Annotated in this window: 18 protein-coding genes and 1 pseudogene; 8 read left to right on the forward strand and 11 right to left on the reverse strand. The window is 62.8% G+C overall.

Going from position 1 to position 24,344, the window contains the following annotated elements; all coding sequences use genetic code 11:
* Nucleotides 1-33: 33 nt before the first annotated feature.
* Nucleotides 34-1,254, reverse strand: a complete 1,221-nt coding sequence (locus EN818_RS04460) for a helix-turn-helix domain-containing protein (RefSeq protein WP_095809111.1) — start codon at nucleotides 1,252-1,254, stop codon at nucleotides 34-36.
* 113 nt (nucleotides 1,255-1,367) lie between these two features.
* On the opposite strand from EN818_RS04460, the gene EN818_RS04465 reads away from it, so the two are divergent.
* The 5 genes and pseudogenes from EN818_RS04465 (at nucleotide 1,368) to EN818_RS04485 (ending at nucleotide 6,049) form a co-directional block, all read left to right on the forward strand.
* Nucleotides 1,368-2,117 (forward strand): DUF899 domain-containing protein, encoded by a 750-nt coding sequence (locus tag EN818_RS04465; protein WP_095809112.1) that lies wholly within the window; start codon nucleotides 1,368-1,370, stop codon nucleotides 2,115-2,117.
* Nucleotides 2,118-2,266: 149 nt separating this feature from the next.
* A pseudogene (locus EN818_RS04470) lies at nucleotides 2,267-2,464 on the forward strand (hypothetical protein); the annotation flags it as partial.
* Nucleotides 2,465-2,646: 182 nt separating this feature from the next.
* Nucleotides 2,647-3,636, forward strand: coding sequence for a GlxA family transcriptional regulator (locus EN818_RS04475; protein ID WP_095809113.1), 990 nt, complete (start codon nucleotides 2,647-2,649; stop codon nucleotides 3,634-3,636).
* A gap of 115 nt (nucleotides 3,637-3,751) precedes the next feature.
* Nucleotides 3,752-5,212: a phospholipase D-like domain-containing protein gene (locus EN818_RS04480; protein ID WP_095809114.1), complete on the forward strand. Its 1,461-nt coding sequence runs from the start codon at nucleotides 3,752-3,754 to the stop codon at nucleotides 5,210-5,212.
* A 36-nt stretch (nucleotides 5,213-5,248) separates the two neighbouring features.
* The gene (locus tag EN818_RS04485; protein WP_095809115.1) at nucleotides 5,249-6,049 is read left to right on the forward strand and encodes an endonuclease/exonuclease/phosphatase family protein; all 801 of its coding nucleotides are present in this window, start codon (nucleotides 5,249-5,251) and stop codon (nucleotides 6,047-6,049) included.
* Nucleotides 6,050-6,082: 33 nt separating this feature from the next.
* Here EN818_RS04485 and EN818_RS04490 read toward each other — a convergent pair whose 3' ends face one another.
* From EN818_RS04490 to EN818_RS04525, 8 genes are all read right to left on the reverse strand, one after another.
* The gene (locus EN818_RS04490; protein ID WP_095809116.1) at nucleotides 6,083-8,044 is read right to left on the reverse strand and encodes a glycoside hydrolase family 127 protein; all 1,962 of its coding nucleotides are present in this window, start codon (nucleotides 8,042-8,044) and stop codon (nucleotides 6,083-6,085) included.
* 28 nt (nucleotides 8,045-8,072) lie between these two features.
* A complete protein-coding gene (locus EN818_RS04495) occupies nucleotides 8,073-8,930 on the reverse strand; it encodes a carbohydrate ABC transporter permease (protein WP_095809117.1) in 858 nt (285 codons plus the stop codon).
* A complete protein-coding gene (locus EN818_RS04500) occupies nucleotides 8,930-9,856 on the reverse strand; it encodes a sugar ABC transporter permease (RefSeq protein ID WP_095809118.1) in 927 nt (308 codons plus the stop codon). The genes EN818_RS04495 and EN818_RS04500 overlap by 1 nt, the downstream gene beginning before the upstream one ends.
* 180 nt (nucleotides 9,857-10,036) lie before the next feature.
* Nucleotides 10,037-11,284, reverse strand: coding sequence for a sugar ABC transporter substrate-binding protein (locus EN818_RS04505; RefSeq protein ID WP_095809120.1), 1,248 nt, complete (start codon nucleotides 11,282-11,284; stop codon nucleotides 10,037-10,039).
* A gap of 83 nt (nucleotides 11,285-11,367) precedes the next feature.
* Entirely contained in the window at nucleotides 11,368-12,414 is a 1,047-nt protein-coding gene (locus EN818_RS04510; RefSeq protein WP_095809121.1) for a LacI family DNA-binding transcriptional regulator, read from the reverse strand.
* A 210-nt stretch (nucleotides 12,415-12,624) separates the two neighbouring features.
* On the reverse strand, nucleotides 12,625-14,232 hold the full coding sequence (locus tag EN818_RS04515) for a heparin lyase I family protein (RefSeq protein WP_095809122.1): 1,608 nt from the start codon (nucleotides 14,230-14,232) through the stop codon (nucleotides 12,625-12,627).
* Nucleotides 14,233-14,482: 250 nt separating this feature from the next.
* Nucleotides 14,483-15,268: a hypothetical protein gene (locus tag EN818_RS04520; RefSeq protein ID WP_095809123.1), complete on the reverse strand. Its 786-nt coding sequence runs from the start codon at nucleotides 15,266-15,268 to the stop codon at nucleotides 14,483-14,485.
* 13 nt (nucleotides 15,269-15,281) lie between these two features.
* Nucleotides 15,282-17,354, reverse strand: coding sequence for an adenylate/guanylate cyclase domain-containing protein (locus EN818_RS04525; RefSeq protein ID WP_135906515.1), 2,073 nt, complete (start codon nucleotides 17,352-17,354; stop codon nucleotides 15,282-15,284).
* A gap of 104 nt (nucleotides 17,355-17,458) precedes the next feature.
* Here EN818_RS04525 and EN818_RS04530 point away from each other — a divergent pair, with 104 nt between their 5' ends.
* The gene (locus tag EN818_RS04530) at nucleotides 17,459-19,105 is read left to right on the forward strand and encodes a caspase domain-containing protein (RefSeq protein ID WP_095809125.1); all 1,647 of its coding nucleotides are present in this window, start codon (nucleotides 17,459-17,461) and stop codon (nucleotides 19,103-19,105) included.
* Between the two features lie 74 nt (nucleotides 19,106-19,179).
* On the opposite strand, the gene EN818_RS04535 is transcribed toward EN818_RS04530, so the two are convergent.
* On the reverse strand, nucleotides 19,180-19,809 hold the full coding sequence (locus tag EN818_RS04535; RefSeq protein WP_245454793.1) for a class I SAM-dependent methyltransferase: 630 nt from the start codon (nucleotides 19,807-19,809) through the stop codon (nucleotides 19,180-19,182).
* Nucleotides 19,810-20,242: 433 nt separating this feature from the next.
* Between EN818_RS04535 and EN818_RS04540 the strand changes: the two genes are divergently transcribed.
* Nucleotides 20,243-21,322, forward strand: coding sequence for a mechanosensitive ion channel family protein (locus tag EN818_RS04540; protein WP_095809127.1), 1,080 nt, complete (start codon nucleotides 20,243-20,245; stop codon nucleotides 21,320-21,322).
* Nucleotides 21,323-21,417: 95 nt separating this feature from the next.
* Here EN818_RS04540 and EN818_RS04545 read toward each other — a convergent pair whose 3' ends face one another.
* Nucleotides 21,418-22,368 carry a methyltransferase gene (locus EN818_RS04545; RefSeq protein WP_165349850.1) on the reverse strand — a complete coding sequence of 317 codons (951 nt, stop codon included), beginning with the start codon at nucleotides 22,366-22,368 and terminating at the stop codon, nucleotides 21,418-21,420.
* Nucleotides 22,369-22,728: 360 nt separating this feature from the next.
* Here EN818_RS04545 and EN818_RS04550 point away from each other — a divergent pair, with 360 nt between their 5' ends.
* Nucleotides 22,729-24,264 carry an FAD-dependent oxidoreductase gene (locus EN818_RS04550; RefSeq protein WP_095809129.1) on the forward strand — a complete coding sequence of 512 codons (1,536 nt, stop codon included), beginning with the start codon at nucleotides 22,729-22,731 and terminating at the stop codon, nucleotides 24,262-24,264.
* Nucleotides 24,265-24,344: the final 80 nt, after the last annotated feature.

A 24,344-nucleotide genomic window follows, 5' to 3' on the forward strand; every position in this document is an offset into this window, starting at 1 on the left:
CTTCCTCTTCGATCTGAACGATGTGCCGCTACCCTAGTCGCTCGGCAGCGGACCGGGGAGTAACAAGACAGTCGGGAATCCGGTTATGGGCGGCATCATCCAGCGGCGCGCCCGGCCGCGGCCGACCGCCTGAACCTTGTTGCGCGTCGACAGCTCTTCCAGCGCCCGCTGCACGGTGCGGGCGCTGGCGCCAAGCGCGATCGCCAGCGCCGAACTAGACCAGGACTCGCCGTCGGCCAGGAAAGCGAGCACCGCGCCATGCTCTTCCTCGACCGGGGGCGCCAGCACGACGACCTCGCCGGCGTTCAGCGGCGTCAGCGCAAAGCCGGCAGCAGTCGCGTTGATTTCGGCCAATGCGCCGAGTTCGGCGCGCAGCCGGCCCATCTCGACCCTGAGCCGCGCGCGATGTGATTCATCGGCATCCCTTGCCCGGAAAGCACGCCGGAGCAGCGTTTCGCGCGATGCGTCCGCCGGCCATGCTTCGGCAAGCGTGCGCGCCAGGGCAAACAGCACCGGCCGCGTCGCCAGCGGGACCACCGCGCCGGCCTGCCGCACCACATTGCGGCAGGCATCCACGACCAGCGCGCCCGAGCCCAGCAACGCCTCGACTTCATCGAGCAGCAGCGACTTCTCCCGACCCTTGGAGATCAGCCGCGCCACGCGCGCATTCAGCACCTGCGAGGCGGCTTGGACCTCGGCCTTCAGCGCCGGGATGTTCGCCTCATAGGCGGCGAGCGTGGCCCGTCCGAGCGCAGCGCGCGCCGCTTTCGTCCTCAGACGCCGAACCGCGATGCCTGCGGCCGCGAGTTCGTGCGCCACGCGCGCGACCGGCGGCAGCGGCGCCGGATCGAAGCCGGCCAGCACACGCTCGGCCTCGTCGAGGCGGCCGATCAGGATGAGGCGGCGCGCCTCGAGACTTCCCGCATAGGCAGCGTTTACCCGGTCGCCGTGTGCGGCAAGCGTCCGGCGTGCGGATCCGAGGGCCTTCTCCGGCCAGCCGAGGTCACGCGAGACCAGAGCAATCTCGGCCTCGGCGACGACGCAGCGGGCGCGCGCCACCTGCTCCTTCGGACTGAAGGCGCGCGCCGCGTTCTTCAGCAGCGTCTTTGCCTTGCACAAGTCGCCGAGCTGCGCCATCGCGATACCGCGCAGTGCCAGCGCCGGCGCGTCCTCGCGCAGGGCAACCCGCTTCAAGGCGCCCAGCGGATCGCCCGCGGCAAGCGCACGGCCGGCGGCATTGATCAGGGAGTCCATCTCAGGCTCATCGAGAAAAATCCCGCCACACTTGTAACTCTCACCGTGGGCCCGCCGCGCCCTATGTCTGCCTTCGTCACCTTCAACCAAACCGAAAGAACGGGACAAGAGCAATGACCCAGCAGATGAAGACACCCCCAATCGTTTCGCAGCAAGCCTGGGAAGGCGCACACGAGGAGATGCTGGTGAAGGAGAAAGCCCTCACCCGCGCCCGCGACGCGCTCGCCGCCGAACGCCGCCGCATGCCGTGGATGGCGGTCGAGAAGGACTATGTGTTCGAAGGGCCGAACGGCAAGGCGAGCCTGCTCGATTTGTTCGAGGGCCGCCGCCAGCTCGTCGTCTACCGCGCCTTCTTCGAGCCAGGCGTCTATGGCTGGCCGGAGCATGCCTGCCGCGGCTGCTCGCTCGGCGCCGACATGGTCGGCAACCTTGCCCATCTCAACGCCCGCGACACCACGCTTGCCTATGCCTCGCGCGCGCCGCAGGCCGACATCGCCCGGCTGAAGAAGCGGATGGGCTGGGAGATGCCCTGGTACACCATCACCGACAGCTGGGACAAGGATTTCGGCGTCGACGAGTGGCACGGCCACAACGTCTTCATCCATGACGGCAATCGCATCTTCCGCACCTATTTCGTCAACAATCGCGGCGACGAGGCTTTTGGCACGGTGTGGAGCTATCTCGACGTCACCCCGCTCGGCCGCCAGGAGGTGTGGGAGGATTCGCCCGAGGGCTATCCGCAGACACAGACCTACAAGTGGTGGAACTGGCACGACAACTACGAGGAAGGTGCGGCGCCCGACCAGAGATGGGTCGAGGTCTCGGATGCCGGCGAAGCGGCGTTCCGCAACAAGAGCGCCTGAACGTGAAGCGACACTGGCGGTGCGAGCTGCGCCGCCAGTGCCGATTTCTTGCCAAATGCCTCGAAAGTCCGACGATTTGGAAGATCAAGACGATGAGCGTCGATCACCCTGACCTCGCCCCTCGCCCGGCATGTCGTGGCGGCTTCGGTGCCGCCGACTGGCTTTGCCTCGCGGCAGCGCCCACTTTCGCGATCATGGCGCTGCTGACGGCCGCCTACGATGGTCAGGACATGACGTGCATGTCCGGTCCCGGAGCCTCCATGCTCAGCGGCATGGTACCGATGTATCTCTTGATGGCTGCCTTCCATCTTGCGCCATGGCTGCGGCTGGTCGCCAAGCGGGTGTAGGCGCCGCAATCATCAAAACGCTCGCCCCGGCACGCATTCGGGGCTGCGCGCGTCGTTCATGGACCATCAGCGGCCTGCTGGCGCGCTCATCCTCTCCCGGTGTGAGCGGCGTCGCCAGCAATCCGCCTGGGACAATGCTCTCGGAAAGCGCTACAGTTCGGGCCGGTATCAGAGAGTCAGTCATGAAGTCCGCGAACGGAACTGCCGAAACCACTCGACTGAAGATCGGTTTCGTCCTTGCCCGCTCCTTCACACTTTCAGCCTTCGCGCTGTTCGTCGACACGCTCCGGCTGGCCAGCGACGAGGCGGACAGGTCCGGCAGGATCTTCGCCGATTGGCAGGTCCTGGCGAGCACCCGGCACCTGATCACCTCGAGCTGCGGCGTGCAGGTCGCGCCGACGTCGGATCTGGTGGACCCCAAGCTGTTCGACTATGTCGTGGTGGTGGGGGGACTCTTGAACAACGAGTTTCCGGTCGACGACGAGACGGTCCGCTATCTGAAGAAAGCGGCCGCAAGCAAGGTTCCGCTGATCGGTGTCTGTACCGGAACCTTCATCCTGGCAGACGCCGGCCTGATGAAGTACCACCGGACCTGCGTCAGCTGGCTGCATTACCAGGCGTTTCGCCAGCGTTTCCCGGATCACGAGGTCAGGGCGGACCGCATCTTCAACCTCGACCGCACGAGGGGATCGTGCGCCGGCGGCAGCAGCGCGGCCGACATGGCGGCGTCGATCGTCAGGCGCCACATCAGTGAACGCGCCGAGCGGAATGCCCTCGAAGTGCTGCAGATCGACAAGGCGCGCTCGGCCTTGCACATCCAGCCGCGCCGGCCGCTGGCGATCGAATGCAACGATCCGCGCCTCCAGGCGGCGCTGATCTCGATGGAGAGCCATCTCGAAAACACGCTGTCGATTTCCCAGATCGCGGCATCGGTCGGATTATCGCGGCGGCAGCTGGAGCGCCTGTTCATGGAGCAGGCAAAGAGCTCGCCTGCCGTCATCTACAAGAGAGTGCGTCTCGAGCGGGCAAAGCAACTGCTGCTCGAAACCAGCGTCCCGATGGTCGAGATCGCCATCGAGGTCGGCTTCGAGAACGCCTCGCACTTCTCCAGAGCCTTTCGCGAGACATTCGGCGTGCCGCCGAGCAAAGTCAGGTCGGCCGTTCCAAATTGACCAGGTGCCCGGCCGGCCTGCAGCGCGATCGTATGCGGATAGAGGGTGGGCGATACACGAGACTGCTTGATCGGACGCATTGCCTTCCGTTTCCGCTCGCTCAATAGTCGAAGCGATGTTCGAGGCGATTGCGAGTCACTGGTCCCAGCTCATCCTGATCCTCTCGCTGGGGATGGCGGCGGTCGGCATCGTCCATGCCATCATGACGAAGGAAGACGTGCGCGCGGCCACCGGCTGGGTGGGCGTGATGCTCCTGTCTCCGTTCCTCGGAGCGATCATCTACGCCATCGCCGGCATCAACCGCATCCGCCGCGCGACGATCAGCGCCATGCGTCCGTCGGTCGGCGGGACGAGCGGGCCCGAGCATGACCGCGACGTGGCGCTGGAAAGGCTGGTCGGCGCGCAATATGGCCAGCGCTTCGCCGGGCTGAAGATATTGGGAGACAGGGTCGCGCGGCGTCCGCTGACCTCGGGCAACACGATCGCCGTGCTCGAAACCGGCGACGAAGCTTACATGGCGATGTGCCGGGCGATCGACGGGGCGCAAAGAAGCGTCCTTCTCGAGACCTACATCTTCGACAATGACGCGGTCGGGCAGATGTTCGTGCAATCGCTGGCCGCCGCAGTCAAACGCGGCGTCACCGTGCGCGTGCTGATCGATGCCGTCGGCGTGCGCTATTCCGTGCCCAGCATCTTCAAACAGCTGCACGAGGCCAACGTCACGACCGACCTCTTCAACGGCAACCTGCTGATGGGGCTGAGGCTCCCCTATGCCAATCTCAGGACCCACAGGAAGATCCTGGTCGTCGACGGCATGGTGGCGTTCACGGGAGGCATGAACATCCGCAAGGGGTTCTCGGCCGAATTCGCCGGCTCCGACAGCTCCAGGGACACGCATTTCGAGGTGACCGGGCCGATCGTAGGAGAGCTGTTCGCGGTCGCCGCGGAGGACTGGCGCTTCGCCGGCAACGAGGCCCTGACGGGAGAAATCTGGCAGGTCGAAAGAGCTTCGCCGCCGCCTGGCCAACCGATGCTTGTGCGGGCGGTGGCGACCGGCCCGGATGCTTCGAACGAAACCAACCACAAACTGATGATGGGGGCGTTCTCGGTCGCGCGCAAATCGATCCGCATCATGTCGCCCTATTTCCTGCCGGATCGCGAGCTGATCAGCGCGCTGACGACGGCCGGCCGACGTGGCGTCGAGATCGACATCGTCGTGCCGGCGGTGAACAACCTCTTCCTGGTCGACCACGCCATGACGGCCCAGTTCGACCAGGTGCTGAAGCACTATTGCCGGGTCTGGCGCCACGAAGGCCCGTTCGACCATTCGAAATTGATGGCGATCGACGGCGTCTGGGCCTATGTCGGCTCGTCCAATCTAGATGCCCGCTCGCTGAGGCTGAATTTCGAGATCGACATGGAGGTGTTGGATGCCAATTTTGCTGCCGCCATCGACGCCCGCATCGGCGCGGCGATGGCTTCGGCGCAACCGGTGACACTGCAGACATTAAGGGCCCGGCCGTTCATCATCCGCGTCTTCGACCGGTTGCTGTGGCTGGGATCGCCCTATCTTTAGCAGGGCCTACGTTCAGGGAAGACGAGCAGCAGACCCATGAAGAAGAACGGACGCAGCCTCCCGGAGACAGTGCTGTTGACGATCCGCCGCAGAAAGGCGCGGAAGGCGATTTCGACGCCGCGCCAGCGGATAGACGACGCCGGGATGGTGGTCGCTTCCTACAACGTCCACAAATGCATCGGCACCGACCGGCAATTCGATCCCGAACGGACAGCCCGCGTCATCCGCGAGATCAGCCCCGACGTGATCGCGCTGCAGGAGGCCGACAGCCGCTTCGGCGACCGGACCGGGCTGCTCGACCTCAACCGGCTGGAAATGGAAACCGGGCTGGTGCCGGTGCCGGTCACGGGAAACGGCAAGGCGCATGGCTGGCGCGGCAATGTGCTTCTGTTCAAGCGCGGCACCGTGCGCGACGTCCATCAGATCAAGCTGCCGGGCCTGGAGCCGCGCGGGGCGCTGGTTGCCGAGATCGATCTCGACGAGAACCGGTCGCTGCGCGTGATCGCGGCGCATCTCGGCCTGCTGCGCCGCTCGCGCTCGGAACAGGCGCGCGTAGTGCTCGACATCATGAGCAGCGCGGATGAAAGGCCGACGCTGCTGCTCGGCGACCTCAACGAGTGGCGGCTCGGCAACCGCTCGGCGCTCAACACGCTGCACTCGACTTTCGACCCCACGCCGCCGGCGGTGCCCACCTTTCCGTCAGGCCTGCCGGTGCTGGCGCTGGACCGGATCATGGGCAACCGGAACGGCATGGTTTCGGCAGTGGAAGCACACGACACGCCGCTGTCGCGCGTGGCCTCCGATCATTTGCCACTGACGGCCTTCGTGCATCTCTAGCATTGGCTGGTCGTCAGCACAGAGTGGGCGCCGTCAGCCCTCACCTTCCCTCAACCAGACCAGCATCTCGCCGGGATCACGATTGTCCCAGGCGAAATAGGGGACCGCCTTGAGCTGCATCTCCTGCGTCACCGGCGGCTCGGGGCGGTAGAGATCCCTGCCCCAGTTCTCCGCCTCGGCCCGCTCGCCGACCACCGAGAGGGTGACGATGCCGCCAAGCAGGTTCGGCTCCTTGTGCGCCTCGAGCACGGCCGTGCGCGGCAGGGCGATGCGATTCAGCCCGCTGCCATTGTCGGTCTCCTCGACGCAATAGATTAGCGGCCCGCGCGCGAGCGCCACGCGGCCGATGTCCTGGCGCACATGCGGGTTGGCGAAGAGGCGCGCCATCGACATTTCGAGGTCGAGCTCGACGCGGTCGCCCTGGCGCCACTCGCGCCGGATCGCGGCGTAGCCGTCGACCGTTGCCGTCTCGAGATCGACCATCTTGCCGTTCACCCGCAGTGCGGCCCTGCGACACCAGGCGGGTATGCGCAGGTGAAGCGTGAACGCCACCGGCGCCTCGGCCTCGACCGCGATCGCGACCGCGCCGTCCCAGGGATAGTTGCTGGTCTGGACGAGGCTGACCGGCCGGCCGGCGATCTCGAAACGGGCGGTCGAGTCGCCGTAGAGATGGACGGCCAGCGCATCGTCGGCGAGGCCGTAGAAATAGCTGCCGATCGAAGCCACCATGCGACCGATATTGGGCGGACAGCACGGGCAGCGGTGCCATTTCCAGCGATGGTGGCCGCCCCGGCTCTCCAGCGGATTCTCGTAGAAGAACAGCGAGCCGTCGAGCGAGAGGCCCGAGATCGAGCCGTTGTAGAGCGACCGCTCCATCATGTCGGCATAGCGGGCGTTGGGACCCATGCCGAGCATGCGGCTGGCCCAGAACACCAGGCCGACCGAGGCGCAAGTCTCGGCATAGGCGGTGTCGTTGGGCAGGTCGTAGTCGTTGGTGAAGCCCTCATTGTCGGCCGATGGACCGAGGCCGCCAGTCACGTAGAGGCTCTTCGTCGTGAGATCGTCCCAAAGCCGCTCGAGCGCCACCTTGAGCGTGTCGTCGCCATATTCGGTCGCGATGTCGGCCATGCCGGAATAGAGATACATCGCCCGCACGGCGTGGCCGACGACCTTGTCCTGCTCGCGCACCGGCTTGTGCGACTGGTTGTATTCGTAGGTCTTGAAGTGGAAATCCTTGGGATCGGCGCCGCGCGCCACCGCCTCCTCGTCGAAATAATGCGGCTGCTGGCCGCGCTGGTCGATGAAGTATTTCGCCAGCTCCATGTATTTCCGGTTGCCGGTGACGCGAGCGAGCCTGACCAGCGCCAGCTCGATCTCCTCATGGCCGCAATAGCCCTTTCTCTTGCCCGGCTCTGGACCGAAGGTGTCGGCGATGTGGTCGGCATAGCGGCTCATGATGTCGAGCAGCTTGCGTTTTCCCGTCGCCTGGTAATAGGCGACCGCGCCCTCGATCAGATGGCCGGCGCAATAGAGCTCGTGGCAGTCGCGCAGGTTGGTCCAGCGCAGGCCGGGCTGGATGCGCTGGTACCAGCTGGAGAGATAGCCGTCCGCCTGCTGCAGCTTGCCATACATGTCGATGACGGCGTCGATCTTCGCTTCCAGATCGGGATTGCGGCGCCGGTAGAGCGAATAGGCGGCAGTCTCGATGGTCTTGCCCCAGTCGGAATCCCAGAACATCTGCGTGGTGACGGTGCGCGAGGTGAAGCCGTCGCTGACATGGAAGGGGATGACGACGCCCGGCGACGGCCGGTCGGGATCGATCTGCTCCAGCATGCGCGCCTCGACGCAGCGGTCGTAGAGGATGCCGGCGGTCTTGGCGGCAACCGCGTCGACGCGGTCGCCCCAGAAGCCGCGGACATCGACCTGCGGCACCGGCAGCGGCCGGAAGGCGAGCTTCGGCTTGGCAGGTGCGGCGGCGGTTTGCGATGCGGTCATGAATGTCACTCCATTCGAATGCGGCGGATTATTTGACGGCCCCGGCCATGAGGCCGCGGATGTAGAAGCGCTGCAGCGCCAGGAACAGGATCAGGCAGGGCACCATCATCACGGTGACGCCGGCCTGCACGGCGCCCCAGTCGATGGCGCCGAAGCGGCCGGACTGCAGTGCGGTCATCATCACCGGCAGCGTGAATTTGGACTGGTCGGTCATCAGCACGAGCGCGGCCAGGAACTCGTTCCAGGCGCCGAGGAAGGCAAACAGCGCGATGGTGACGACGCCCGGCCAGACCAGCGGCAGCATCACCTTGACCAGCATGGTGACGTTGTTGGCGCCGTCCATGCGCGCGGCCTCCTCGATCTCGCGGGGCACCGCGTCGAAGGCGTTGCGCATCATGAAGATCGAGAACGGCAGCTGCAGCGTGACGTAGACGCAGACCAGGCCGGTCAGCGTGTTGTGCAGGCCGAGCCTGGTCAGCACCAGGAAGATCGGCGTCAGGATCGACTGGAACGGAATCATGATCGTCGACAGGATGAGGACGAAGAAGAAGTCCCGGAAGGGGAAGCGGAAGCGCGAGAAGCCGTAGCCGGCAAGCACGCTGACCAGCACCGAGAGCAGCACCGTCATCACGGACACGTAGATGCTGTTCTGCGCCGAGGCCCAGAGCCCGTCGCCGAAGCTGTTCAGCGTCTGGTAATTCTCGATCGAGAAGCCGGTCGTCGGCCAGGGCGGCAGCGGCGGCTGGCGCGCCTCCTGCGCCGGCTTGAAGGTCGACAGCACCGTCCACACGATCGGCGCCAGGAACAGCACCGAGGCGATGATGCCGGTGGAATGCCTGCCGAAGCTGAAGGCCGCCTTGCGGCTGCGGGACATCGCCTCGGCCATCAGTCGAGCCCCTCGGGCTTGCGCAGCAGCCAGAGCTGGATGAGGCTGAGCGCCACCAGGATCAAGAGCAGCACCATGGACAGTGCCGCGCCGTAGCCAAGCTTGAACGAGACGAAGGACTGGTTGAAGATCCAGTAGACGGCCGTCAGCGTCTGGTTGCGCGGGCCGCCGCGCAGGATGATGTAGAACTGGTCGAAGGCGAGGATCGAGCCGGCGACCGACAGGATCAGCGCCAGCGCCAGCGTGCGGCGCATCAGCGGCAAGGTGATGGCCCTGAACCTGGCAAAGGGGCCGGCGCCATCGATGACGGCGGCTTCTTGCAAATCCTGCGGGATCGACTGCAGGCCGGTCATCAGGATGATCATGGTGAAGCCGGCGACCTTCCAGACCACCATGGCGATGATCGACCAGAAGGCCGGCTGGAAGGTGGCGAGCAGATTGACCTTCTTCTCGGTCAGGCCGAGATCGAGGGCCGCCGGGCTGAACAGGCCGGAATCGACGTTGAGCAGCCAGGACCAGAGCAGGCTGGCCGAGGCGAAGCCCACCACCGCCGGCATGAAGAAGGCGGTGCGGTAGAGATTGGTGAGCGGACGCGGCCGCTCGATGAAGATTGCGAGCGGAAAGGCGACGGCGAAGATCGCGATGGTGACGATCACCGTATAGTAGAAGGTGAATTTGAGCGCGTTCCAGAAGCGGTTGTCGCGCAGGATGGCGACGTAATTGTCGAAGCCGATAAAGGCATGCTCGCCCATCAGCGGCCAGTTGTTGAGCGACATCCAGGCGGTCATGCCGAGCGGGATGACGAAGAAGACGGTGACTAGGGCGACGGCAGGCAGGACATAGAGCAAGCCCACCCATTGCCGGCGGCTGACGCCAACCAGTTTGCGGGCGCGGGCGGAAGAGGCTGTTGCTGCGATGGACGTCATGAATGCTTCTTCCGATAGGGCGCGGCGTCCCCCTCCTCCTTGAGGCGAGGGTCCGGCCGAAGGCCGGGGGTGGGGTCCTCTATGACGTGCGCCGACGGGGAGAGAGCGTCGGCGTACTTCGCGGGCGACCCCACCCGGACCTGCGGTCCGACCTCCCCCGAGGGGGAGGTTTGCCGCACTTTACTTCTGCGGCGCCTGGTCGATGATCGACTGCATGGTCTCCTGGGCATTGGCGATGGCGCCGTCGACATCGTCGCCGAAGAACACCTCGTTGATCATCTGCGTCCACGGCCCGTTGGCGGAGTTGATCAGGTCGTTGAAGACCACCGAATAGGGAGTCTTGCCCTTGGCCATCGCCTCGGCCGCCACCTGGTAGCGCGGATCGAGATCCTTCAGCGCTTCCTTGGCGATGTCGCCGCGCACCGGCAGGCTACCATATTTCGCCAGGATGGTCTGGCCCTCCAGCGAATAAGCGAAGTCCAGAAACTCCTTCACCACCTCGATCTTCTTGGTGCCCTTGGTGACGACGAAATTGTCGCCGCCGGCGAAGGACGACCAGCCGCCATCCTTGCCCGGCAGGAAGGTGATGCCGTAGTCGATGTCGGGATACTGGGTGTTGAGCGCGCCGATGGCGAAGGCGCCGGAGGGCGAGAGACCGATCTTGCCGGTCGCGAACGCGGCAAAGAAATCGTGGCCGACATCTGTCTCCGCGCCTGCAGGCACCAGGCCCTTCTTGACCATCGAGCGGTAGAGGTCGATGGCGCCGCGCAGTTGCGGGCTGTCGAGCGTGGCCTTGGAGCCGTCCTCGGACAGGATGTCGCCGCCCGAGGCCCAGATCAGCGGCGTGAAGGTGAAGATGTTGCAGCCGCCGCAATTGCCGGAGAAGTAGAAGCCCTTGATGTCGCCGCCGAGCGCGTTGACCTTCTCGGCGTCGGCCTCGATCTCGGCCCAGTTGGTCGGGCCCTTCTCAGGATCGAGCCCGGCCTGCTTGAACAGCTTCTTGTTCCAGATCAGCACCGAGGAATCGGCCGAGAACGGCAGCCCATAGATGCGGCCCTTATAGGTGCCGGTCTTCACATGCGCCGGCGACAGGCTGGAAAAATAGGGCAAGGACTTGGCCCAATCGGTGATGTCCTCGAGCTGGCCGGCGGCGGCGAAGGACGGCGTGTAGATCAGGTCGAGCGAGAGCGCGTCGGGGGCGGTTCCGCCGGCGGCCGCCGCGCCATATTTCGGGATGATCTCGGCATTGGGAATGATGTCGAGCTTGATCTGGTCCTTGTGCGCCTTGTTGAAGGCGTCGACGATGCGCGGCATGAAGTTCGAGCCGTCGGCGCGCACCCAGATGTTGGCGGTTTCGGCCGACGCCGCCTGCAGGCCGCAGCCGATCACCGCCGCGGCGATCGCCAGCTTCGCGATCATGCTGTTCATGGTATTCCTCCTCATGGTTCTCCTCCCTGTTCGGCCATGCTGCCCGCGGGTTCGGGCAGAGCTCGGCCATTTGCTTCGTTGCCTCAGCCGCCCGCTGGGCGGCCGCATGACTGACGCACCACCAGCCGGCACGGCAGTTTCCTGATGCCCGGCGCGGCCGGCTGGCCGTCGACGAGCGAAAGCAGGGCAAGCCCGGCCTCGCGGCCCAGTGCTGCCAGATTCATATCGACCGAGGTGAGCGGCGGCCGCGTCGCCTCGGCCACGATCTCCCAATTGTCGAAGCCGATGATGCCGACATCGTCGGGCACACGGATGCCGCGCTCGCGTAGCGCATCGATGACGCCGCGGGCGATCTGGTCGTTGCCGCAGAAGATTGCGTCCGGCTTCTCGCCCCTGCCCGCGAACAGCTTTGCCACCGCCTCGTGGCCCCAGGCCTCCGACCAGGCACCGAGCAGCGGCTCGCCGACGACCAGATTGTTCTCCTGAAGCACGTCCCGGTAAGCCTGGGCGCGCACGGGCACCACCGCGAAGCTCTCCGGGCCGCTGACATGGGCGATGCGGCGCCGTCCGAGCCGCACAAAGTGCTCGACGGCCAGCCGCGCGCCGCCGGCATCGTCGGAGACGAGGCCGATCGCGCCGGGATCGGGCTGGGTGAAGGCGTAGACGACCGGAACGCGCAGATGGGAAAGGTCGACCGGCAGATGGCGGTCCACGCGTTTTCCCGTGGCGATGATGCCGTCGACGCGCTTGTCGAGCATGGCCTCGACATGCAACTGGCCGAGCCGCTGGTCGTCCTCGACATTGCACAGGAAGACCGACACGCCATTGTCGACCAGCGCATCCGAAACGCCGGCCATCAGCGGCAGGGAGAAGCGGCCATAGGTATCGTTGGTGAGCAGGCCGACGGTGAAGGAGCGGCGCCGCAGCAGGCTCTGCGCCAGGCTGTTCGGGCGAAAGCCCAGACGCCGCGCCGTCTCGCGGATGCGCTCGCGCGTCTCGACCGTCATGCGCCCCTGCCCGTTCAGCGCCTTGGACGCCGTGGCGACGCTGACACCGGCGGCAGCCGCCACCTCGCGCAGGGTGACCGGCGGCTTGGCAAAGACAGGCGCTTGCTCGGCGTCGGACGACATTTTTCGAGGCGCATCCCAAGTTGGAAAAAGGTTTTCTCTTATCGCCCTGCGCGAAGACGACGGGTGAGGTCAGCTAGCGTGGAGCGGTTTGGGAAAAGGTTTTCTCAAAAGAGAGATTAGGGGAAAGTGGCGGGGTTGGCAAGGGGGATGGCGGCTCAGGGAAGAGCCTTCGGAATGATCTTGTCCTGCGATGCGGAGTTTCTGTGAAGGCTACTGTCCTGCGACCTTCAGTTCGCCGGTGGCAACCTTGCCGACAAAACTGCGCATCACGTCGAACGTCAGTAGGTTCACGCTGCCATCTGCAACCATGCCTACCGCCACGTCCGAAAAATGATCGGCGACAAAGCGCGCAACCGCAGCTTCCTTCTTTGGTAGCGCCGCGATCAGGCATGAAGCGTTGCCGACGATCCATGTGTCCCCGGACTTGGCAAACCTGAAGGCGACGTGGTCGGTGCCGTCGGGATATTTTATAGTGCCCAGGGCGCAAGAAGCGACCTTGCGGGCTGATTTCGTAGGAGCGTTCAGGAACATCTCAAGTGTACCGATGTCCCCAGGGACAGCGGAATGAACTACGACAGCCAGGGAGAAATTCGGCGTTCCGCCGGATTTGTCGATCTTGATGTCTAGATCCGTGACATAGGTCGAGTCGTTGCCTCCCATTTGCGCCTGCCCCTCATACGCATGTACCTTGAACACGGGCATCAGTAGACCGGACGGTGACGCAACATCCTTCGGCACGTTCGAGACGGACCCCACTTCCAGTGGCGGCTCGATGAATCTTCCCTTGGGCAAAGCAGCGGTTGCAGGGTCCGAGTAGAGCGCGAGGAAGGACCTCACAGTCGCGACGCTTAAATCCCGAGGTGCGGCGCCCGCCGGCAACGTGCGGCAACTCAGCGCCATTTCGCGGGTGCGCTCGTTGGGACGCCCGTCCGGCTTGCCGACATCACAGCCCAAAGCATTGAGAGTCACCTGCAGCGATTTGAGCGCGAGGGCGTCGCCTTGAGTATAGAGACCGTCGCGAGTTTCAGCCCGGCTCACCGCCGCGAAGTACAGCGACGCGCCTCTGACCCGAGCGACCGATTGGGTGCAACAAAGGTAGATGCCGAACTTCGCGTAATTTGTGCGCTCGAATCCGGGAGTGAAGGTAGGTCCACGCCACTCCGTGACAAGTTTACCATCGAGGTATACCTTAACCTGGCCGGAGCTGTCCTTCGCCCATTTGATGAACAGTTCGAAGCGGCTCCACTTTCCAATGAGATTCTTGAAATCAGTTACTTTTAGGCGCGGACCTGGCGTGCAGCTGTAATTTCCGAGCGCGCTACTGAATGCAATGTAGAGGGAGTCGTCTTTTCCAGCGAAATTTGCGAGTGACACGTGCTGGCATTGTTTGTTGTGAAAATAGAATAATTGCATGTAACCGTCAGCTTGTTTTACGCCATACGGGAAGTCCTCTGGCAAGTAGAGAGCGAATCCATACCAACTCTGTTTCGGTTGCCCATTGCCGTTTTTTTTGGTCGCAAAGACGTTTTCACGAATTTGCGACCGTACCGACTGCTCATCGCAGTCGTTGGCTGGAGCATGCGGCTCATACCGGCGTGGATTGCAATAACCTGAGGGAATCCGAAATGAATACACCTTGGGGGTCGGTGCCTCGCCGGTCGGGTCTTCGATGATCGCAACGGAGTTGGGAGCACTCAACTCATCAATTACGAAAGGATCGAAACCGGTTTCTTCGGCGGCCTCCACCGGGCCCCTGGCACAAAACAAAACCGCAGCCACAAGCAAGGCTGCAATAACGTTGAAACGCGGGTGGAGCATCGCACCCTCCTCTGGATTTTCCAGCGCGTCCGGACTTCATCATTCAACTAGATATCGGCCGATGATGCCTGTCTCTCGCCTGATACTGTGCTCTTGCGCGGAATTCGACAAGCTCGGACCAGTGGATCGACAGACCATCAGCACTCAATGCCTTGCTTGCGTGATGCCCGGCGATGCGAGTCTGAGAACGGCACCGCTGTACCGTCGGCCAGCCGCTCCGTCATTCGCGGCGCGGCTCCTACCTGATCATCTAGCGTTGTTTCGTCACAAGTTGACGCACAAAGGCCAACGCTTGCCGTTTGCAACCGCTGCTCACCATCCATCCAAGAACTTCCAGCGGATTTTCGAGAACAGCGTTCTCCGGAAACATCTTAATTTCGATCAACGCCGATGTCTTGTTGGTCTCGACGACAATCGATTTTACCTCGGCCGGAATTGGATCCGGAAGAGAGAAAGTGAGCCTGTCGGCGTTCCAGACCAAGCCGTTCAATGGCTCTCCATGTCCGACGCGAACCGACAACACCGCGCTGTCGCCGACCGCCTGGCGCGTCAAAACCACCTCGCCATTGCGGATGCAGCCAGGAGCAGATTCTTCGATGGAAATCGCCCAGGGATCGTCAAGTCCCCTCGGTTGGGAATGGTTGGGGATGGCGCGTGCGCTACCGATGGACTCGCTTCTTTTGCGCTCATTCGTCAAAAGGCCGGCTATCAGGGCCAGGCTTGAAGGTCCTGCCTGCCCGTCGGCGGCCCGCTCTGAACCGTCAGGCACCAACCGGTCCTCGGTGACCACGAAGGCTCCAGGACCGGAAATGGGGTTCACGCTGCCGTCCTCGCCGAGCAAGGTGACGACTGTACCGGCTGGCACATTGATGACGTCACTTGGCATGAAGAGCTTGCCTGGCGGCAGTTCATCCACGGCCGGCTCAGCTGACAGGACCACATATTGACTGCCTGCCACCGCGCGTTGCGCCGTCACAACAACGGCCGCGGCGAGGGCCAGAAAGGCGAACTGCGAGATCGCACGCCTGAGGCTCATGGCAAGGATGGCCCTATTTGTCGGCGAGATGAATGTCTGCTTGAAAGCGTCCGCTTGCAAGACGACTGTGGTGAAAGGCTATCAATGCATCTTCGGGATAGCTTTTGACCAGCAGCTCAAATGCCCCTGTCGCGAGCTTATCGTCGGTGGCGAGCAGGGCGTATGCCTTTGCATAAGCCTCGCACAGCATCGTGTTCTCTGGCGTGGGGCTCATTGCCTCGAAAGCCTCGATACCTTGGCTCTTGCCCTTTAGGTGCAGAACTCCCGCAGGGCGCAACAAAAAGCGTGTCGCTTGTTTCGCCACTTCCGCGCTTATGCAATTTTTCGTGCCGATGTACTTGTTTGCGCCCTCCAGCCGGGCTGCGGTGTTTACCGTGTCTCCAATAGCTGTGTAGTTGAAGAACCGATTTCCCCCGAAGTTGCCGACGATTGCCGGCCCGCCGTGAATACCTATGCGGGTGGCGCCGAATGAATGGCCTCGTCCTGCGGATCTTTCTCGCAGCCGCTGAGCCAGGTCCTGCACAGCCAGTGCCAGGGACACTGCCCGCTCCGCCTGGTCATTTTGCGCCGCTGGAGCTCCGAAGAAGCCGACCACCGCATCTCCGATGACCTTGTCGATGGTTGCACCATGCTCGATGAACAACTCGCAGAGCCCGTCCAGATATTCATTCAATAGGTCTGCCAGCACCTCTGGCGCAAGTTTTTCGCTGAGTGACGTAAATCCCTCGACATCCGTGAATACACAGGTGATCTCACGCCGTTCGCCACCGAGATGCAGGGCAGCGGGCTGCTCGACGACCGCTGCAACGACCGCCGGACTGACATATTTCGAGAACGCGTCTTGAATGAAGTGGCGAGCTTTCGCGTCCCGTCTCCAAGCCAGGAAGCCAACGAATGCCGACAGACCGAGCACAAGCAATGCAGGTGCGACCATCGGAAACAGGATTGCGAACTTCGCGAAGACCCAGGCTTGGCCGATCCACACCAGCAGCACCGCTCCGGCGACCGCGATTGGTTTGAAGACCACCGGATTCGGCCGCGAAACGATCCACAAGCAGAACAGCCCGACAAGAAGCATTGGCGCGTACCCCGCTGCAGCCCGGGGGATCGTTATTCTGTTCCCGGACAACATTCCGGCCAAGGCGTGGGCGTGGATTGCGACGCCAGGGAGAACACCGATCTTTGCGCCGCTCAACAACGCAAACGGTGTCGGATGATGGTCTATTTGCTGCAGGTCCATGCCGATAAGAACATATTTCCCCTTGAACCAGCTGAGTGGCGCCAGCCTGACGGCCTGTGCCGGATAGGTTGGAAAGTTGAAGGGCAAGCTGTTCGCGGTGCGGTAGTAGACCATTTCCTCCGGCCAGCGGCCGCGACCAATGCCGGTCGCTGCCGCGATCGCAGCAGCAAAGCTTGGCGTCCAACCTCCTTCCGTTTCCCGACCTGAAAAAGCTCCACGAACCACGCCGTCGAGATTGTCATGCGATAATGCGGCAAGGCCCCGCTTTGCCGACGGAGCGAACGCGTCGAGATAGTCGGACTGCCTCCGGGTGAGACCATCAATGCGCGACGCCGAGGCGATCACCACAGGCACACTGGCGTTTTCAATGACCGTTTCGAGCCGGGCGTCCTTTTGCGGCTCTGTCGCCTGGTCGAATAACAGGTCGATACCGATGACAAGAGGGTGGGCCGACTCGATCCGGGCCACGATGTCGGCCAAGAAGCCGCGGTCCAGTGGTGAGCGATATGGAAAATTCGCCAGGGTCTGTTCTGTTATCGAGACCACAACGATGTTGGATGGGGGCTGGGTGAACGGCGAGATCGACACCGTCATCACGTCGCGCACTATATTCTCCAACGGCGGTGACACGAGAGCAGTCGAGACGCCCAGCAGAACCAGATAGGCGAATGATGCGGCGATGCCACCTCGGTGCAGGCTGACGACTCGGCCAAGTGTTCGCACGCCCAATAGACCCCAAGCCAGTGGAAGCGTTGCTCGCCGCCAGCATACCCGTTCGGGTGTATCAAGCAAATTGTCGCCCGTTAGTATGGAAATCCCGGCCCGCGCCGAAACGGCAGTCGCCAAGAACCATCTCCGGGATCGCAGGCCGTTCGTCCGCAGCCCGGGGGCATAGCTCTTTTCGACTGTATTAGCCTCTGCTACAATTCCTCGGGGGAGCCGTTTCTGCCATGCGCAGCGCTTTCATTCTCTTGGCTTTATTGTTTGTCGCTGTTTCGGGTCAGGCAGCAGCCGAGAAACGCGTGGCGCTGGTTATTGGCAATTCGGCCTATCAGCATACCGTCCAACTCGCCAACCCGAAGAACGATTCGTCCGACATGAATGCCAAGCTTGAAACCCTTGGCTTCGAGGTCGTCAGCGGCCAGGACCTCGATCTCGCGGGAATGCGTCGCACGGTGCGTGAGTTCTTGGAAAAGCTCGACGGTGCCGATATGGCGCTGTTTTTCTATGCCGGGCACGGCCTGCAGGTGAATGGCAGCAATTACATGGTGCCGGTCGATGCCGAGTTGTCCGGCTACAATGACCTCGATTTCGAGACACTTCCGATGGACCTCGTGCTTTCAGCGATGGAGCGCAGCACCAAGGTCAACCTCATCTTCCTGGACGCCTGCCGGGACAATCCGTTCGCCGAGAAGCTTTCCCGCTCGATGGGGACGCGCTCCGGTTCCGTGAGTCGGGGGCTAGCCAGGCTCGGCAGCGGAGTCGGCTCGCTCATAGCGTTCGCAACGCAACCGGGTAATGTCGCTGTCGACGGAGCAGGACGGAATTCACCATTCACCACTGCGCTGGTTGCTCACCTCGGCACGCCGGGGCAGGACATCATGCGGGACCTCGTCGAGGTGCGCCGCGATGTCCTGGCTGCGACGCAGGGCAAGCAAGTGCCGTGGGAGAACTCTTCGCTCACCGGCGAGGTTGTGTTGAGGCCCCTCGCAACGGAACCGAAGGTAGCTACCGTCACTCCACAGTCGACGTCGCCGGACAATGCAGTCGAACTTGCATATTGGGCGACTATCAAGGACTCGACTGACAAGAGCTTTTTCGAGGCGTATTTGCAGCAGTTTCCGGGCGGCGCTTTTGCACCGCTTGCGAGGTTGAAGATCGACGCGATCGACAAGCGCATCGAAATGGAACGGCAGGTGGCGCACCTGCCGGAGACGGAGCGCGCCGCTAAGGCAACCGACGACGCCAAGGGGACAGAAGTCGCAAGCCTTGAGCACTCCGAGCCGCTGGCGCAGCCATCGGCAGCTGCCACAGACCCCAGCAGACTTGCGCGCGCCACGCAAACGGAACTCTTCCGCATAGGATGCCTTGAAGGCCAGGCTGACGGAAAATGGGGGGCTGGCAGCCGCAAAGCGCTTCGGGACTATGCTGATCGGCAAGGGGTCAAGCTTGCATCGTTGGAACCGACAGCGGAACTTCTGGCACGACTAAGGGCAGTCAGAGCTCGCATCTGCCGGCTTACTTGTGAAGACGGAACGAGGGTGCAGGACGATCATTGTGTGCCTCAGACGAGCGGGCTAAGCGCCTTTAATGGCACTTGGAAATTGGTCAGACGAGCCATAACGGACTGTGGCGATTGGCGAGAACTCTCAACATCGGTCGTCATAAGTGACGGTAAGATATCGTCTAGCAGCGGCTTTACTGGAAGTATTTCCAGCAGCGGCGCTGTCAATATAAGACACACCTTTGTTTATAAGGGAAGAACAGGCGGGAACACCCTGACTGGCGTCATAAAGGGTGACAACGGAACCGGCAAATTTAAAGGGACCGGCGTTGGCACCGGGTGTTCAGGAAAAATTATCATGGAGAGAATGTAGAACCGCGGAGTCCTCCGTCGTCCGCACCTATGTTGAAAGGCCTTTGCCGTCGGCCAGCAGTGACAGAATCTCCGCTATAGCCTCCTGAAAAACCCGGACAGAATGTTCGGGCCCACCTCACCGCGTCGCAGCCTGATGCCGTCCTCGAATGAGTTCAGCGTCACGCAGTCGAAGCCGTTGTGGGCGAGCAGTGCCACCAGCGACTCGCGATCGAAGTGGTGCAGGTGCTCGTTGGGAAGACGCATGCGCCAGGTTTTGAACCAGGCGTCGCCGTCGGCGCCGAGCTCGCGCCAGCGGCAATAGGGGACGGCGACGGCAAGGTTCCGGGTCTGAAGCCGGCCGAGGAAACTTAGATCCGGGATGTGCTCGAGCACGTCGAACATGGCGACGAGATCCCACGAGCTGGCCAGCGCTTCATTCCAATCGACGAAGCGGACACCCTTGGGCAGCGGAAACTCGGCGATGTCGCAGCCGGCGCAATCGGCGACCCCGGTTATCTTCGCGGCTTCGATGAATGTGCCTGTGCCATATCCAATCTCCAGCACCGAGCGCGGAATCTCGCCGGTTACCCCCAGCACCCAGCCAAGCCGCTGATAGCCGAGCTTGATGGTCCGGTCGCTCAGGTCCTCGTAATAGGAGATATATTGCTTGTCGTACTTGATCGGCGTGAAGTCGATCTGGTGGATCACGCCAAACCGGTCCACCTCGTAGTTGTCCAACATTGGCCCGCTGCCCTCCAGATTGCGAAATCCTTACATGGCGGAGCTGAACGCAGCGTAACCGGCCGGACCGGCGCGCCGCTAGCATCGAGCAAGCTCACTCGCTGGCGAAGAGCATCCCGCGCCGCGCATTCTTCATGAACACACTCGCTCTCCAGCCATCATGCAAATTGCATATGGCGCTCCCCCTCTCCGTCTCGGCTTCGCCGAGCCACCGTTCCGGGGCGAACCAGGCTGCGACGTCAGCGATTGGCGTTGGTCGCCCCCATGAAAGGCATGAAAGGGGGAGAAGTGGCCGCGTAGTGGTCGGAGAGGGGTGGGGTGGCCTGCCATATACGATTGCCCTCATCCAGCCGCGCAGCGGGCCGGCACGAAGGAACGAGATGGCGCTGCTGGGGGTTGATGGCGAGGTGAACCCATGGAACCGCGCGACAAAGAACAGGAGAACCTTTCCCGGCTCGAACGGGCCGCACAGCAGACTGCCGATCCGAAAACCATTCAGCGGAAGGCGAAGAAGCCCGACGAAAAATTCCGCTTCAGCCTGCGCAAGCAAGACCTCTGGTGGACGGCTGGTTTCGCTGCCGGCGCCCTGCTGCTCTTTGCCCTCCAACTCCTCATCAATTGGCACCTGGACTGGTTTGACCCGCCTCTGCGCGTTCGCGTGCTGAATTACGTCTGGGGCGGCCTTGTCATCTTCGGCATGCTGACCGTGGCGAATGTCGTCGAGGTGTTTCTCATCGGCCGCATTCCCAATCGCGTCTCGCGTTTCAACCTGAAGCGCATCTTTCGACTGATCGTCGTCGTCGCTATCGTCTTCGTCGCCATTTCGGTTCTGTTCGTGAACTGGTACGCGGCCGTCGTTTCGCTCGGCCTGATTTCGCTGATCCTCGGCTTCGCGCTGCAGATGCCGATCTCCAGTTTCATCGCCTGGATCTATATCCTGGCCAGGGCGCCTTATCGCGTCGGCGACCGCATCCGCATCGGCGATGCCCATGGCGATGTCATCGATGTCAGCTATCTCGACACGACGTTATGGGAATTCGGCGGCGAGCATCTTTGGACCGATCATCCGAGCGGGCGGGTCATCAAATTCCCGAACTCCACCGTGTTTGACACGCCGGTCTTCAACTATTCCTGGCCGCTGTTTCCCTATGTCTGGAACGAAATCAAGTTTCAGCTCGCCTATGAGAGCGACCTGGAATTCGTGGCTGCAACCATGAGAGAGGTCGTCGACGAGCAGATCGGCGACATCATGAGCCAGAAGGTGAAGGTCTATAAGCACATCCTGTCGAAAACGCCGGTGGACGAGCTCGAAGTGAAGGAGCATCCGGTGGTTCATTTTCGCGTCAGTGAGAACACCTGGCTCGAGGCCATCGTGCGCTACCTCGTGCCGCCGAAGGAGGCCGGGCGGACCAAAACCCGGCTGATCAAGGAAATGCTGGCGCGGATGAATGCAAAACCCGATCGCGTGCTGTTTCCGAAGAGCAATCTGAGGTGATCTTCCTTCCTGACGTCACACCGGCAACGAGGCAACGCTGGAGGCAGAAGCTAGCTCGCACATATGCGTCATGGAGTTGCGGAAGGCACGCAAGGTCAGGCGAGGCCAGTCTCCAAGATGCCGAATGGAGAGCGGGTGGGGATAATTTTCGGTTCCCTCAGGCCACTTTCGCGGAACAGGCGGCTGAACTCTTCGGGCGTACGCTCCCTGGCTCCCGGAAACAGCGTCATCATATGCATGTCGCTGAGGAAATTCATCGGCAGGCTGCATCCCGCCGTGGTTTCGAGAAGGCGTTCAATCACGAGCAACCGCGCTTCCGGCTTCATCGCTGCACGGCAATTCGCCAGCAGTCTGAGACAACTCTCGTCGTTCCAGTCGTGGAGGATCTGGGCCAGGGTGTAGATATCTCCGCCCTTGGGTACGCTTGCGAAGAAATCGATGGCCATGACTTCGCAGCGGCCAGCCTGATGCCCAAGAGCCTTGCTGGCTGCAGCCACCACTCCCGCCTGGTCGGCGAGAATGCCTCGCACGTCGGTGTGGGCATCCAAGATGGCGCGCAACAGGCCGCCATTGCCGCCGCCGATGTCGACGACGACGCCGGCACCGGAGAAATCGTAGGCTGCCGCCACCGCAGCATGTCGATCATCGGGGCTGTGCTGCATGAATTCGTCGAAAACCGCGCTCTGCTCGGGATTGGCTTTGAGATACTCGAAATTCGGCATGCCGAACGTGGCCTCGAAGGCAGGCCCGCCGGTCATGATCGCATGATGGAAATTGCCCCATGCGGCCCAGGTGCTCGGCAGCCCCCAGTAGAGCGCTGCGTAGTGGAGGGTCGGCGATGCGTCGCTTCTCAGGCAGGCCGATTTCTGTGTCTGGCTCACCATGCCCGCGTCGTCGACGGCAAAGATCCCGAAGGCCGCGAGAGCCCGGCACAGACGCAGCAACATCTCGGGCCGGGCGCCGCTGTCCGCCGCCAGGTCGGAAACGGTTCGGCCCGAATCCCCGACCCGATCGGCCAGGCGCAGCTTTGCCGCGACAAACACCATCTGCGAGACCTGGAAGCCCCTCATTTGGAGCGCAACTTCCGCAAATGGCTCAGCGACCATCTCAACCCCCGATCGATCCTTGAGCATAGCCGGTTTGACCCGACCCGTCATTACCGACGGAGGACCAGGACCTGATCCGCGGTGCGGTCAGAGCCACAAAATTTTTCGCCTGGTTGGAAACCGATCAGACGAAATCTCATCAAACCATGGCGACGCCTGCCGTCAGATGGTGGGCGATGCCGACAACGCCTCGAACTCACCAACCGGAGCGGCCAAGCGATCATGTGATTGCCCAAAACGTCGCCCGGGTTCAGTCTGTCGAGCGCAGGTTCTGACATCAATGGCGCAAGGGAGAAGAAGATGGCTCACGACCATTCCAAATCGAGCGGACCGGATTTGGCCCAGGGCATTGCGCTATCGGATCTTCCCGACGGCGGAAAGCTTGTCGGTCACTGTGGCGACGAACAGGTGCTGTTGGTGCGCCGCGGGGCAGAGATCTTCGCAGTCGGAGCGACGTGCACGCATTACGGCGGGCCGCTGGTCGACGGCCTTCTCGTGGAGGATACCGTGCGGTGCCCGTGGCATCACGCATGCTTCGATTTGCGCACGGGCGAAGCTTTGCGCGCGCCTGCCTTCAATCGACTGGCCTGCTGGTCGGTAGAGCAGCGTGGCGAGCGGATAGTCGTCGGCGAGAAGCGCAAACGGGCGGCTGAAAAGCCTGCCGGCGCAGGCGCTGGCCAGTCGGCCGGCAAGATCGTCGTCGTCGGCGGCGGCGCGGCTGGTTTCGCAGCCGCCGAAAGACTGCGTCGCGAAGGCCATCGGGACAGCATCGTCATGCTCAGCGAGGACGAGGCGCCGCCGGTCGATCGTCCCAACCTCTCCAAGGACTACCTCGCCGGCAAAGCGCCGTCGGAGTGGATTCCGCTGCGTGGGGCAGGCTTCTACGCAAAGAACGACATCGATCTGCGTCTGAAAACCAACGCCGCCGACATCGATGTCCGCTCCCACCAGGTCGTGCTCGCAAACGGAGACCGGATTGCCTACGACCGGCTGCTGCTTGCAATGGGAGCCGAACCGGTCCGCCTCACCATCCCCGGCGCAGATCAGCCACACGTGCACACACTGCGTTCGTTAGCAGACTGCGGCGCAATCATCGAGCGAGCCAAGACTGCTCGCAGCGCCATCGTGCTGGGCGCCAGTTTCATCGGCCTGGAAGTTGCCGCGTCCTTGCGCGCGCGGGACATCGAAGTTCACGTCGTCGCGCCCGAAGAACGCCCGATGGAGCGGGTCCTCGGGCCGCAAATGGGCGACTTCATCCGCAACCTCCACGAGCGGAATGGCGTCGTGTTTCATCTCAAGGAGACCGCGAGCGCGATCGACGGCCGGACCATACAACTGAGCAGTGGTCTTGCGCTGAGCGCGGATTTCGTTGTCGCCGGCATCGGCGTGCGGCCGCGGCTCGGATTGGCCGAAAAGGCCGGTCTCAGCCTCGACCGCGGGATCGTGGTGGACGCCTTTCTGGAAACGAGCGCGCCCGGCATCTTCGCGGCCGGCGACATTGCGCGGTGGCCCGATCCCCACAGTGGCGAAAACATCAGGGTCGAGCACTGGGTGGTCGCAGAAAGGCAAGGGCAGACCGCAGCGCTGAACATGCTCGGGCATCGGGAGAAGTACACCGCAGTCCCGTTCTTCTGGAGCCAGCATTATGACGTGCCGATCAACTACGTCGGACATGCGGAGCGATGGGACGAGATAGCGGTCGAAGGCGACATTGCCGCCAAGGATTGCCTGCTGCGGTTCAAGCGCGAGGGACGCACGCTGGCAGTCGCCTCGATTTTCCGCGACATCGAAAGCCTGAAGGCCGAAATGGAGATGGAGCGGCAGACGGCAAGCTGAAACGGCGGATGTCGGAACTGGTTGCAGCACCTCGGCGCGCATCAGGCCGGCCCCCTGCCCGGGCTTGCGGCGGCGCTTGA

This window comes from Mesorhizobium sp. M3A.F.Ca.ET.175.01.1.1 (assembly GCF_004791945.1).
GTDB lineage: Bacteria > Pseudomonadota > Alphaproteobacteria > Rhizobiales > Rhizobiaceae > Mesorhizobium.

Coding starts and splice junctions, on each gene's coding strand:
- EN818_RS04460 (WP_095809111.1), bottom strand. CDS start 1,254: ATGGACTCCCTGATCAATGCCGCCGGCCGTGCGCTTGCCGCGGGCGAT.
- EN818_RS04465 (WP_095809112.1), top strand. CDS start 1,368: ATGACCCAGCAGATGAAGACACCCCCAATCGTTTCGCAGCAAGCCTGG.
- EN818_RS04475 (WP_095809113.1), top strand. CDS start 2,647: ATGAAGTCCGCGAACGGAACTGCCGAAACCACTCGACTGAAGATCGGT.
- EN818_RS04480 (WP_095809114.1), top strand. CDS start 3,752: ATGTTCGAGGCGATTGCGAGTCACTGGTCCCAGCTCATCCTGATCCTC.
- EN818_RS04485 (WP_095809115.1), top strand. CDS start 5,249: ATGAAGAAGAACGGACGCAGCCTCCCGGAGACAGTGCTGTTGACGATC.
- EN818_RS04490 (WP_095809116.1), bottom strand. CDS start 8,044: ATGACCGCATCGCAAACCGCCGCCGCACCTGCCAAGCCGAAGCTCGCC.
- EN818_RS04495 (WP_095809117.1), bottom strand. CDS start 8,930: ATGGCCGAGGCGATGTCCCGCAGCCGCAAGGCGGCCTTCAGCTTCGGC.
- EN818_RS04500 (WP_095809118.1), bottom strand. CDS start 9,856: ATGACGTCCATCGCAGCAACAGCCTCTTCCGCCCGCGCCCGCAAACTG.
- EN818_RS04505 (WP_095809120.1), bottom strand. CDS start 11,284: ATGAACAGCATGATCGCGAAGCTGGCGATCGCCGCGGCGGTGATCGGC.
- EN818_RS04510 (WP_095809121.1), bottom strand. CDS start 12,414: ATGTCGTCCGACGCCGAGCAAGCGCCTGTCTTTGCCAAGCCGCCGGTC.
- EN818_RS04515 (WP_095809122.1), bottom strand. CDS start 14,232: ATGCTCCACCCGCGTTTCAACGTTATTGCAGCCTTGCTTGTGGCTGCG.
- EN818_RS04520 (WP_095809123.1), bottom strand. CDS start 15,268: ATGAGCCTCAGGCGTGCGATCTCGCAGTTCGCCTTTCTGGCCCTCGCC.
- EN818_RS04530 (WP_095809125.1), top strand. CDS start 17,459: ATGCGCAGCGCTTTCATTCTCTTGGCTTTATTGTTTGTCGCTGTTTCG.
- EN818_RS04540 (WP_095809127.1), top strand. CDS start 20,243: ATGGAACCGCGCGACAAAGAACAGGAGAACCTTTCCCGGCTCGAACGG.
- EN818_RS04545 (WP_165349850.1), bottom strand. CDS start 22,368: ATGGTGTTTGTCGCGGCAAAGCTGCGCCTGGCCGATCGGGTCGGGGAT.
- EN818_RS04550 (WP_095809129.1), top strand. CDS start 22,729: ATGGCTCACGACCATTCCAAATCGAGCGGACCGGATTTGGCCCAGGGC.